Genomic DNA, 11189 nt, shown 5'->3' on the forward strand with positions numbered 1-11189 from the left:
TTCGCCGCATGTGGAGCATGCCTCGCAGCGTCCTGCGGTTCGTCGCAATCATCCTCGGCCTCTGCGCCGTGGGCGGGTTCATTCTCGGCGTGCGCGGCGCTCCCGAGCGCGCACGGCTGCCCGGCGAGGCGGCCGGCGGCGGCGCGCCGATCCAGGCCAGCGACGCCCAGCCGCTCGAGGATCTGGTGCTGACCCCTTCCGAATTGGCCCCCGAGCCGAAGAAGGAAGAGGAAAAACCCGCGGAGACGACCGAGCAGACGCCGCTTCCGGTCGAGAAGGCGCCCGAGCCCAAGGCCGCGCCGGCGCCGAAGGCCCCGACCACCCCGCCGCCCGAGGAAGACCGGGTCGGCGACCTGATCGACGGCCTCACCCCGCCGCCCGAACAGCCGCCCTACTAGGCGCGGGCCGCCCGCCGCAGGGTCAGGTTGAACCGCCCGCCGCCGGGCGCCAGCCGCGACGATCCCGGCAGGATGCGGTCGATCCCGTGATGATAGAGCCGCGCCTCGCCGGCCAGCAGGCAGACGTCGCCTGACGACAGCCGCACCGAGGTCGTCGGGTCGCTGCGCTTGAGGCCGCCGATGCGGAACACGGCCGTGTCGCCGAGCGAGACCGACAGCACCGGAAACCGGAAGTCGGCCTCGTCCTTGTCCTGGTGCAGGCCCATCTTCGCCTGTGCGTTATAAAAGTTGATCAGGCAGGCGTCGGGCGGAATCTTCGGGTCGGCGAGCTCGCGCCAGAGATCCGTCAGGATTGTGGGGATCGGCGGCCAGAACCTGCCGGTGGTCGGGTGCTGGCGCTCGTAACGATAGCCCTTGGCGTCGGTGGTCCAGCCGAGGTCGCCGAAGCTGCTCGTCGCCACGCTCATCGGCTTGCCGCCGGGGGTCGCCTGGTGGACCAGCGGCGCCTCGGCCAGGCCGGCGAGCACTTCGTCCATCAGTTGCGCCTGGGTCGCGGGCGACAGCCGGCCGGGCAGCAGGCGAAATCCACTGGTCGTCGAAAGGCTCATGGGGGCTCATATAGGCGCAATGACGTCCCGCGCCGCCAGCGACCTGTGCATGCCGCCCCTGCGCGCGCGCCGGCTCACCGCCGGCGAGCACCACCTGTGCGCTCAGGTGTTCGGCGAGGCCCTCGACCCCGCTCGGGTGCGAATTTTCAGCCTTCCGGTGTGGCCGCGACCTTTCGTCCCGTCGTCAGGGCTGGTGGTTTGGCCGGCGGTCTCGGCCCTGGCCGACTTTTCCACCGCCCCGCTCTGGTTGCGCTCGGTGCTGGTGCACGAACTGGTGCACGTCTGGCAGGCGCAACACGGGGTTTTCCTGCCCTTCGCCAAGCTCCGCGCCGGGGACGGCCGGGCGGCCTACGCATATGATTTGGCGGACGGCCGGTCATTTTCTCAGCTCAACATCGAGCAGCAGGCGATGGTCGTTCAGCACGCCTATCTGGCCGCCGGCGGGGGCGCGGCGCCCTACGACAGCACAGCTTATGCAGGGATTTTAGAGGCTTGGCCGCAGCCGCTCGGGGGAAGACCCCGCACGATCTAGGGTCATTACGCACTTGCGGCGGGTGCATGTGATCCCATATCGCGACTCGACGCTGGTTGCCCCATGGGTTAACCGGCCGAGCCCTTATTCGACCGGGGATGCCGAGAAGAACCGGGGTGCTTCAAACGAAGGCCCTCAAACCGGCGTCCGCCATTCAGGAGCGAGCAAGACTCGATATGAGCAAGATCATCGGCATCGACCTGGGCACGACCAATTCGTGCGTGGCCATCATGGACGGCAAAGCGCCGAAAGTGATCGAGAACGCCGAAGGCGTGCGGACCACTCCGTCGGTCGTCGCCATCCTCGACGACGGCGAGCGCCTCGTCGGCCAGCCGGCCAAGCGCCAGGCGGTCACCAACCCGTCCAACACCCTGTTCGCCATCAAGCGTCTGATCGGTCGCCAGTACAACGATCCGCTGGTGGAGAAGGACAAGGGCATGGTGCCCTATGACATCGTCAAGGGCCCGAACGGCGACGCCTGGGTGAAGGCCCACGGCAAGGACTATTCGCCCCAGCAGATCTCCGCCTTCATCCTGCAGAAGATGAAGGAAGCCGCCGAGCAGCACCTCGGCGAGAAGGTCGAGAAGGCGGTCATCACCGTCCCGGCGTACTTCAACGACGCCCAGCGTCAGGCGACCAAGGACGCCGGCAAGATCGCCGGCCTGGAAGTCCTGCGCATCATCAACGAACCGACCGCGGCGGCGCTCGCCTACGGCCTCGAGAAGAACGACGGCAAGAAGATCGCCGTCTATGACCTCGGCGGCGGCACCTTCGACGTCTCGATCCTCGAGATCGGCGACGGCGTGTTCGAGGTGAAGGCCACCAACGGCGACACCTTCCTCGGCGGCGAAGACTTCGACATGCGCATCGTCGAGTACCTCGCCGACGAGTTCAAAAAGGAGACCGGCGTCGATCTTCGGAACGACAAGCTGGCCCTGCAGCGCCTGAAGGAAGAAGGCGAAAAGGCGAAGAAGGAGCTGTCCTCGGTCACCCAGTACGAGGTCAACCTGCCCTTCATCTCGATGAACGCGTCGGGCCCGCTGCACCTGAACATCAAGCTGAGCCGCGCGAAGCTGGAAGCCCTGGTCGAAGACCTGGTCGCCCGCACCGTCGGCCCCTGCGAGCAGGCGCTGAAGGATGCCGGTCTGAAGAAGACCGACATCGACGAAGTGATCCTGGTCGGCGGCATGACCCGCATGCCGAAGGTTGTCGAGACCGTGAAGGAGTTCTTCGGTCGCGAACCCCACAAGGGCGTGAACCCGGACGAAGTCGTGGCGCTCGGCGCGGCGGTGCAGGCCGGCGTTCTGCAGGGCGACGTCAAGGACGTGCTGCTGCTGGACGTCACCCCGCTGACCCTGGGCATCGAGACGCTGGGCGGCGTGTTCACCCCGCTGATCGAACGCAACACCACGATCCCGACCAAGCGCTCGCAGACCTTCTCGACCGCTGACGACAACCAGTCGGCCGTGACCATCCGCGTGTTCCAGGGCGAACGCCCGATGGCGCACGACAACAAGATGCTGGGTCAGTTCGACCTGGTCGGCATCCCGCCGGCCCCGCGCGGCGTGCCGCAGGTCGAGGTCACCTTCGACATCGACGCCAACGGCATCGTCAACGTGTCGGCGCGCGACAAGGCGACCAGCAAGGAGCAGTCGATCCGCATCCAGGCCAATGGCGGCCTCTCGGACGCGGACATCGACAAGATGGTCCAGGAAGCCGAGGCCAACAAAGCCGACGACGAAAAGCGCAAGGCCGCTGTCGAGGCCAAGAACCAGGCCGAGGCGGTGGTGCATTCCACCGAAAAGGCCCTGGCCGAGCACGGCGACAAGGTCTCGGGCGACGACAAGGCCGCCATCGAGACCGCGCTGGCCGACGTGAAGTCGGAGCTTGAAGGCGACGACGCCGAGGCGATCGCGGCCAAGACCCAGACCCTCATCCAGGCTTCGATGAAGCTCGGCGAGGCGATGTACGCGGCCCAGCAGGGCGGTTCGGAAGAACAACCCCAAGGCGGCGCGGCGGCGGACGACGTGGTCGACGCCGAGTTCGAAGAAGTCTCCGACGACGACAAGAAGTCGGCGTGACGTTCCGCCCGATGGCGGTCATCCGCAAATTCTGCGAGACGACCGCCATCGGTTCGGGCGCCCCCAGTGGAAATCTCCGTCTGCTCCGGTTTGGAATAAGCCTTGCAGTCGGGCGGGGATCATCCCACCTCAATTCTCAGATCAATTTGAACCTCTGACATAGCATGCGGGATTATTACGAAATCCTCGGCGTGGAACGGAGCGCGGACGAAGCTGCGCTCAAGTCTTCGTTCCGTAAGCTCGCCATGGAGCACCACCCCGACCGCAATGGCGGGTGCGAGGAAGCAGCCGGCCGGTTCAAGGAGATCAACGAGGCCTATTCGGTCCTCTCCGATCCCCAGAAGCGTGCGGCCTACGACCGCTTCGGCCATGCCGGCGTCAACGGCGCTGCGGGCGGCGGCGGCGGAGCCCAGTTCCACGACGTGAACGACATCTTCAATGAGGTGTTCGGCGACGTCTTCGGCGACATGTTCGGCGGCCGCGGCCGCCAGCGCTCGGGCCCGGCCCGCGGCCAGGACCTGCGCTACGACCTGGAGATCACCCTGGAGCAGGCCTATGCCGGCTCCGAGGTCGAGATCACCGTGCCGGCCTCGATCAACTGCGAGACCTGCGACGGCTCGGGCGCGCGTCCGGGCACCAGTCCGACCGTCTGCGGCGGTTGCGGCGGCGCGGGCCGCGTGCGCGCCAGCCAGGGCTTCTTCTCGATCGAGCGGGCCTGTCCGCGCTGCGGCGGCTCCGGCCGCCTGGTGCTCGACCCCTGCGAGGACTGCAACGGCCACGGCCAGGTGCGCAAGCAGCGCACCCTGCAGGTCCGTATCCCGGCCGGCGTCGACGACGGCGCGCGCATCCGCCTGGCGGGCGAGGGCGACGCCGGGGCGCGCGGCGGGCCGCGCGGCGATCTCTACATCTTCCTGTCGGTGCGTCCGCACGACCTCTTCGACCGCGACGGCCTGGACCTGCTCTGCACCGTGCCGGTGCCGATGGCGGTGGCCGCGCTGGGCGGCGAGATCGAAGCTCCGTGCCTGATGGGCGGCGACAACTGCGACGGCGCCTGCCGCATCGAGGTCAAGGTGCCGGAAGGCGCTCAGACCGGCCGAACCGTGCGCCTGAAGGGCAAGGGCATGCCGTCGCTGCGCTCGCGCGATCGCGGCGACCTGGTGGTCGAGCTGTTTGTCGAGACCCCGACCAAGCTCACCGCCCGCCAGAAGGAGCTGATGCGCGAGTTCGTCGAGATCTGCGGCGAACAGCAGCATCCGAAGTCGGCCAACTTCATCGGCAAGGCCAAACAGTTCTGGGACGACGTCACCGGCGGCTGACCCCGTCGCGCGCTCGGGCTATCAACGGCGAATGAGCGTCACAGTCGAAGCCATCGAGAAACGGGACGGCCGCCGCGAGCGCGCGGTCGCCAGCCGCGCGCGCATCCTCGAAGCGATGGTCGATCTGATCCAGGCCGGCGAGGTTCAGCCTTCGGCCGAGGCCGTGGCGGTCCGCGCCGGGGTCGGGGTGCGCACCGTCTTTCGCCTGTTCAACGACGTCGAGGGCCTGCACCGCGGCCTGCAGCAGGTCATGGACGAGCGTCTGGCCCCGATTTACGACGAGCCGATCCATGGAACCCTGGCCGAGCGTCTCGTCCAGCTGGTCGCGCGCCGCGCCGTGGTGTTCGAGAAGCTCGCGCGGCCCAAGGCCTTCGCCGACGCCAACCGTTCCCGTTCGCCCAGCCTGACCGCCGGCCATCAGGCGTTTGTCGCCCGGCAGCGTGAACTGTTGCTGCGTCATCTGGACGGCGTCGCGCCGGTCGACGGCGATGTGCTGGAAGCGCTCGACCTGGCGCTCAGCTTCGACGTCTGGCGTCGCCTGCGCGAGGACCAGGGGCTGTCGGTGGAGGCGGCCCAGCGCGTGGTCGCGGCGATGGCCCGCGCGGTCGTGGCGACCTTGGCCGACTAGCCGCCGGTCAGGCTGCGGATGTCGGGCCAGCGATAGCTGACCTCGTGGGTGACGCCGCCGGGGCCGGGTTCGCGCCGCGGCGCGTCGGCCAATCCGCCCAGATGCTCGTAGAACTGCCGGGCCGGAATGTTGTCGCGAAGCACCGACAGCATCAGGCTGCTCGCGCCGTTGGCCGCGAACACCCGCGCCATGCCCACCATCAGCTGGCGACCAAGACCATGCCCCTGGGCCGCCTTCAGCACGTAGAGGGTCATCACCTCGGCTTCTCCCGGCCGCCGCGACCGCGAAGGACCTCCCGAGGCGTAGCCGACCAGCCGCGACCGGTCGGCCGCGACCAGCGTCGCCTCCTGCTCGCCCGGACGCAGCAATCCGGCCCGGAAGCGCCGGGCATAGACCGGGATAGACATCCGGGTCAGGTAGGTGTCCGGCAGCAGCCCCTGATAGGTCTCGCGCCAGGCGGTGATGTGCACACGCGCCAAGTCCTCGGCGTCGTCCGGTCCGGCGGGAAAGATCACGTGCGGCAAGTGCGGCTCCTCACTTAGCCACAGCTTGGAAGTCGCAGGCGGAGGTTCAAGGGCCTTCACGCGGCTGTCAGGGGTGACGGATCGCGCGGACCTCATTAGCTTCCGCTGACCCATGAACGCCCCGACCTCCGCCATCCCCGATCCGTCCGGCGCTACGCCGGTCATGGCCCAATTCTTCGAGGCCAAGTCCCGCCAGCCCGATGCGCTGGTGTTCTTCCGCATGGGCGACTTCTACGAGCTGTTCTTCGAGGACGCCGAGAAGGCCGCCGCGGCGCTGAGCATCACACTCACCGCCCGCGGCAATCACGGCGGCGCCCCGATCCCGATGTGCGGGGTGCCGGTGCACGCAGCCGAGGCCTATCTCGCCAAGCTGGTCCGCGCCGGCTTCAAAGTCGCGCTCTGCGAGCAGATGGAAGACCCGGCCGAGGCCAAGAAGCGCGGCTCGAAGTCCGTGGTGCGCCGCGACGTCGTCCGCGTCGTCACTCCGGGCACCCTGACCGAGGACGGCCTGCTCGACGCCCGCGGCGCCAACCGCCTGGCCGCGATCGCCGTGCGCGCCGGCGCGGCGGCCGTGGCGAGCGTCGAGCTTTCCACCGGCGAGGTGGAGTGCATGGCGCTCTCGCGTGACAGCCTCGCCTCGGCCCTGGCCGCGCTCGGGCCCTCCGAGACCCTGGTCCCTGACCGGTTGTTCGCCGACGAAACCCTGACGGCGACCTTCAAGTCGGCCGGCGGCCTGATCCAGCCGATGCCCTCGGCGCTGTCCGAGCCTTCGGCCTCGGAGGCGCGGTTGAAGCGGCTCTACGGGGTCGAAACTCTGGACGGCTTCGGCGAGCTGACCGGCGCCGAGATCTCGGCCCTCGGCCTGATCGCCGCCCACCTGGAAACCACCCAGGCCGGCAAGCTGCCGGCGCTCACCGCCCCGCGGCGGGCGGGCGAGGCCGACGTCATGGCCATCGATCCGGCCACCCGCTCCAGCCTGGAGATCGAGAAGTCGACTTCCGGCTCGCGCGACGGCTCGCTGCTCGGCGCCATCGACCGCACGATCACCGCGCCTGGCGCGCGCCTGTTGGCCTCACGGCTGGCCCGACCGCTGCTCGATCCGGCCGCCATCGACGCGCGCCTGGACGCCATCGAGTGGTTCTGCGAGCGCCGCCCGCTGCGCGCCAAGCTGCGCGAGCAACTGCGCGGCATGGGCGACATGGCCCGCGCCCTATCACGGCTGGCGCTCGGCCGCGGCGGTCCGCGCGACCTCGGCTCACTCAAGGCGGGCCTGGCGGGCGGCGAGGCGATCGTCGGCCTGTTCGCCGCGCCCGAACCGCTGGATCCGGCCCCGGCCGAGATCGCCGGCGCCCTGGCCGCGCTGCATGCGCCCGAGGACCACGACCTGGCCGAATTCCGCCGCATGCTGGCCGACGGCCTCGGCGACGACCTGCCGGCCCAGGCCCGCGACGGCGGTTTCGTCGCCGCCGGCGTGCGCGCCGAGCTCGATCAGGCCCGCGCCCTGCGCGACGACAGCCGCAAGGTGATCCTGCAGCTGGAAGCCAGGCTGGCGGCCGAGAGCGGCGTGGCGCTGAAGATCCGTCACAACGCCGTGCTGGGCTATTTCGTCGAGGCCACCGCCAAGGCGGCCGAGCCGCTGATGAGCGCGCCGCTCAACACCACTTTCATCCATCGCCAGACCCTGGCCAACCAGGTCCGCTTCACCACCGTCGAGCTGGCCGAGCTGGACGCCCGCATCGCCCAGGCCGCCGAGCGCGCCCTGGCCATGGAGGTCGCCACCTTCGAGGCCTGGCGCGAGGCCGCGATCCGCATCGCCAAGGCCATCCAGGCCGCCGCCGAGGGCGCGGCGCGGCTGGACGTCGCCGCGGGCCTCGCCGAATGGGCCGACGACGTCGGCGCCGCCCGGCCGGTGGTCGACCGCTCGACGGTGTTCGAGGCCCAGGCCGCGCGCCATCCGGTCGTCGAGTCCGCGGTCAAGCGGGCCGGCGATCCCTATACGCCCAACGACTGCGCGCTCGACGGGGCCGGCGCCGCGGCCGCGCGGCTCTCGATCGTCACCGGCCCGAACATGGCCGGTAAGTCGACCTTCCTGCGCCAGAACGCCTTGCTGGCCGTGCTGGCCCAGGCCGGCTGCTACGTGCCGGCCAAGGCGCTGCGCATCGGCGTCGTCGACCGGCTGTTCAGCCGCGTCGGGGCCGGCGACGATCTGGCCCGCGGCCGCTCGACCTTCATGGCCGAGATGGTCGAGACCGCCGCCATCCTCACCCAGGCGACGCCGCGCTCGCTGGTGATCCTCGACGAAATCGGCCGAGGCACCGCCACCTATGACGGCCTGGCCATCGCCTGGGCCTGCGCCGAGGCGCTGCACGAGACCAACCGCTGCCGCGGCTTGTTCGCGACCCACTATCACGAGCTCGCCGTGCTCGAGGATCGGCTGGCCCATGTCTCCAACCTGTCGCTCAAGGCCAAGGAGTGGAACGGCGACCTGATCTTCCTGCACGAGGCCGGTCCCGGCCCGGCCGACCGCTCCTATGGCGTGCAGGTCGCCAAGCTGGCCGGCGTACCGCCGGCTGTGGTGGTCCGCGCCCGCGAGGTGCTGGACCGGCTGGAACGCGAGGCCGGCGCCCCCGCGCACCTGGAGGATCTGCCGCTGTTCGCTGCCCACGCCGCCGAACCGGAAACCCCGGCCTTCGGCCCGAGCGACGTGGAGGCGCAGCTCAATACCCTCGACCTCGACGGCATGAGCCCGCGCGAGGCGATGGCGGCGCTCTACCGGCTGAAGGAACTGCTGCGGTGAAGGCGCTGATGGTCGATGTGGACGGCGTCATCGTCGTCCATCCCGACCCCGGCGGCTGGGCCGTCCATCTGGAACGCGACCTCGGGCTCTCCAAGGCGCGGCTGCAGGAGGCGTTCTTCGCCCCGCACTTCGATGACGTGGTTCACGGCCGAGCTCCCTTGCGCGAACGCTTGGCCCCGGTGCTGGCGCAGATCGCGCCGCACCTCAGCTGCGACGAGCTCTGCGCCTACTGGTTTCGCGAGGACGGGCATCTCGACCACGACCTGCTGGGCCAGCTGGCTGCGGTCCGCGCCAACGGGTACGCCCTGCACCTGGCGACGGTTCAGGAACACGAGCGCGCCGCCTATCTCTGGAACGAGATGGGGCTGAAGGACCGCTTCGACGCCATCCACTACGCCGCCGACCTCGGCCACGCCAAACCGGCGGACGGGTTCTACGCGGCGATCGAGGCGCGCACCGGCTACGCGCCCGGCGATCTCTTCTTCATCGACGACAAGGCCGCCAACGTGCAGGCGGCCCAGGCGCGCGGCTGGAAGGCGGCGCTCTGGACCGGCCGCGAGCGGCTGGCCGATCTGATGGCGCGGGCTTAGGCCGCGCGGCGGGCGCTCGCCGGAGCGCCGGTCGCCAGCCGGAAGCGGCCGATCAGCTGCGACAGGTTCTGGGCCTCGCGCGCGAGGTCGGCGGCGGCGTTGGCGGTCTCCAGCACCATGCCGGCGTTTTGCTGAGTGACGCGGTCCATCTCGTTGACGGCGCTGTTCACCTGGCCGAGGCCGATCGCCTGTTCCTGGGTAGAGCTGGAGATGTCGGCGACCAGGCCGTGAACCTCGCTGACCCGGCCGACGATGCGGCCCAGGGCCTCGCCGGTCTCGCCGACCAGGTTGACGCCCTGGCTGACCTGCTCGCTCGAAGCGCTGATCAGGGTCTTGATCTCCTTGGCGGCGTCGGCCGAGCGCTGGGCCAGCGCCCGCACCTCGGAGGCGACGACCGCAAAGCCCTTGCCGGCCTCGCCGGCCCGGGCCGCTTCGACGCCGGCGTTGAGCGCCAGCAGGTTGGTCTGGAAGGCGATCTCGTCGATCACGCCGATGATCTGGCTGATCTGCTTGGAGCTATCCTCGATCTGGCCCATGGCCGAGATCGCCGCCTCGACGACCGGGGCGCTGGTCTCGGCTTCCTTGCGGGCGTCGGCGACGGCCCCGGAGGTCTGGCGCGCGGTCTCGGCGGCGCGCCGGACGGTGACGGTGATCTCTTCGACCGCGGCGGCGGTCTCCTCCAGGCTGGCGGCCTGGTTTTCGGTGCGCCGGGCCAGGTCGTCGCCCGAGCTCTTCATCTGCCCGACCGTGGCGGTCACCGCCGAGACGGAATCGACGACCGCGGCGATCGCGCCGTGCAGTTCGCCGACCGCGCCGTTGAAGTCGTCGCGCAGTTGGGCGTAGTCGCCCGACAGCGGGGTCTCGATGCGGCTGGTCAGGTCGCCGCGGGCCAGGCCCGACAGCGCCGCCGCCAGGCTGCGCACCACGGTCGCCTGTTCAGCGGCCGAGCGGGCCTTCTCGGCCTCGGCCTTGGCGCGATCGGCCTCGGCGGCCTCGAAATAGACGTCCAGCACCAGGCTCATGTCGAGCATGGCGCCCTTGATCAGCGCCGACAGGGTGTCGGCCAGTTCGGCGTTCTTGGCCCTGGCGCCGAAGCCCTTGGGGGCCTTTTCGGCGACGACGGCGCGGACCAGCTGTTCCAGCACCAGGGCGTAGCCGCCGATGTACCAGCGCGGCTCCAGTCCGATGCGGGCGTGGACGGCGCCGATGGTCTGGACCGACTTGGCGTAATCGGTGGTGAACTCGCCCGAGGCGATGCCCTGCCAATGGCGCAGCTGGGCGTTCTGGGCCTTGGTGATGTGGCCGTCGTCGCGGAAGTGCACCTTGGTCTCGGGCGTCGCCCGCACCTGGGCGTAGAAGTGGTCGAGCGCGCCGGGCAGCTTCTCGGAGATCAGCGGTTGCGCCGCGCGCAGCGTCTGCCGGGTCTGCGGCGTCACCTGCATGAACTCCAGGCGCCCGTCCAGGCTGTTACCCGTCATAACCCACTCCACCATGACCCGCTTGGGGCAGTCCTTGGACGCTCGTGGTTAAGGATGGGTAAGCAGTTTCCTCAATCGGCCCAAGTCTTGGGAGCCACGACTACAAACTGAAGCTTGAGGCGTCGCTCAACCTGCGGCTGGGACGATTTTCGGGCGCCGCCGTTATTCTGGACGCCGCGGCGGGGTTTCGGTTTGGCCCTGGTCGAAGCCCCGGCCAGAGGAGAGGATGCCGCAGCT

10 protein-coding genes are annotated in these 11189 nt (G+C 69.7%); 7 read left to right on the forward strand and 3 right to left on the reverse strand.

Annotated features, from left to right (window positions below; translation table 11 throughout):
• Positions 1–8 precede the first annotated feature (8 nt).
• Positions 9–398 carry a hypothetical protein gene (locus AC1Q87_RS11520; RefSeq protein WP_492609073.1) on the forward strand — a complete coding sequence of 130 codons (390 nt, stop codon included), beginning with the start codon at positions 9–11 and terminating at the stop codon, positions 396–398.
• Here the strand turns inward: AC1Q87_RS11520 and AC1Q87_RS11525 are convergent.
• A complete protein-coding gene (locus AC1Q87_RS11525; protein ID WP_492609074.1) occupies positions 395–1006 on the reverse strand; it encodes an alpha-ketoglutarate-dependent dioxygenase AlkB in 612 nt (203 codons plus the stop codon). The genes AC1Q87_RS11520 and AC1Q87_RS11525 overlap by 4 nt on opposite strands.
• A 19-nt stretch (positions 1007–1025) precedes the next feature.
• Here AC1Q87_RS11525 and AC1Q87_RS11530 point away from each other — a divergent pair, with 19 nt between their 5' ends.
• The 4 genes from AC1Q87_RS11530 (at position 1026) to AC1Q87_RS11545 (ending at position 5563) form a co-directional block, all read left to right on the forward strand.
• Positions 1026–1538 (forward strand): hypothetical protein, encoded by a 513-nt coding sequence (locus AC1Q87_RS11530; RefSeq protein WP_492609075.1) that lies wholly within the window; start codon positions 1026–1028, stop codon positions 1536–1538.
• 176 nt (positions 1539–1714) lie between these two features.
• Positions 1715–3619 carry a molecular chaperone DnaK gene (dnaK, locus tag AC1Q87_RS11535; protein ID WP_492609076.1) on the forward strand — a complete coding sequence of 635 codons (1905 nt, stop codon included), beginning with the start codon at positions 1715–1717 and terminating at the stop codon, positions 3617–3619.
• Between the two features lie 164 nt (positions 3620–3783).
• Positions 3784–4935 (forward strand): molecular chaperone DnaJ, encoded by a 1152-nt coding sequence (gene dnaJ, locus AC1Q87_RS11540; RefSeq protein ID WP_492609077.1) that lies wholly within the window; start codon positions 3784–3786, stop codon positions 4933–4935.
• 31 nt (positions 4936–4966) lie between these two features.
• Positions 4967–5563, forward strand: coding sequence for a TetR/AcrR family transcriptional regulator (locus tag AC1Q87_RS11545; protein ID WP_492609078.1), 597 nt, complete (start codon positions 4967–4969; stop codon positions 5561–5563).
• On the opposite strand, the gene AC1Q87_RS11550 is transcribed toward AC1Q87_RS11545, so the two are convergent.
• Positions 5560–6078 carry a GNAT family N-acetyltransferase gene (locus AC1Q87_RS11550; RefSeq protein ID WP_492609278.1) on the reverse strand — a complete coding sequence of 173 codons (519 nt, stop codon included), beginning with the start codon at positions 6076–6078 and terminating at the stop codon, positions 5560–5562. The genes AC1Q87_RS11545 and AC1Q87_RS11550 overlap by 4 nt on opposite strands.
• Before the next feature lie 121 nt (positions 6079–6199).
• On the opposite strand from AC1Q87_RS11550, the gene mutS reads away from it, so the two are divergent.
• Positions 6200–8884, forward strand: a complete 2685-nt coding sequence (mutS, locus tag AC1Q87_RS11555; RefSeq protein ID WP_492609079.1) for a DNA mismatch repair protein MutS — start codon at positions 6200–6202, stop codon at positions 8882–8884.
• Entirely contained in the window at positions 8881–9474 is a 594-nt protein-coding gene (locus AC1Q87_RS11560) for an HAD family hydrolase (RefSeq protein WP_492609080.1), read from the forward strand. Before mutS ends, AC1Q87_RS11560 begins: the two co-directional genes overlap by 4 nt.
• On the opposite strand, the gene AC1Q87_RS11565 is transcribed toward AC1Q87_RS11560, so the two are convergent.
• A complete protein-coding gene (locus AC1Q87_RS11565; RefSeq protein WP_492609081.1) occupies positions 9471–10952 on the reverse strand; it encodes a methyl-accepting chemotaxis protein in 1482 nt (493 codons plus the stop codon). The genes AC1Q87_RS11560 and AC1Q87_RS11565 overlap by 4 nt on opposite strands.
• Positions 10953–11189 lie beyond the last annotated feature (237 nt).

This window comes from Phenylobacterium sp. GW823-FHT02A09 (assembly GCF_058797775.1).

Coding starts and splice junctions, on each gene's coding strand:
- AC1Q87_RS11520 (WP_492609073.1), top strand. CDS start 9: ATGTGGAGCATGCCTCGCAGCGTCCTGCGGTTCGTCGCAATCATCCTC.
- AC1Q87_RS11525 (WP_492609074.1), bottom strand. CDS start 1,006: ATGAGCCTTTCGACGACCAGTGGATTTCGCCTGCTGCCCGGCCGGCTG.
- AC1Q87_RS11530 (WP_492609075.1), top strand. CDS start 1,026: ATGACGTCCCGCGCCGCCAGCGACCTGTGCATGCCGCCCCTGCGCGCG.
- dnaK (WP_492609076.1), top strand. CDS start 1,715: ATGAGCAAGATCATCGGCATCGACCTGGGCACGACCAATTCGTGCGTG.
- dnaJ (WP_492609077.1), top strand. CDS start 3,784: ATGCGGGATTATTACGAAATCCTCGGCGTGGAACGGAGCGCGGACGAA.
- AC1Q87_RS11545 (WP_492609078.1), top strand. CDS start 4,967: ATGAGCGTCACAGTCGAAGCCATCGAGAAACGGGACGGCCGCCGCGAG.
- mutS (WP_492609079.1), top strand. CDS start 6,200: ATGAACGCCCCGACCTCCGCCATCCCCGATCCGTCCGGCGCTACGCCG.
- AC1Q87_RS11565 (WP_492609081.1), bottom strand. CDS start 10,952: ATGACGGGTAACAGCCTGGACGGGCGCCTGGAGTTCATGCAGGTGACG.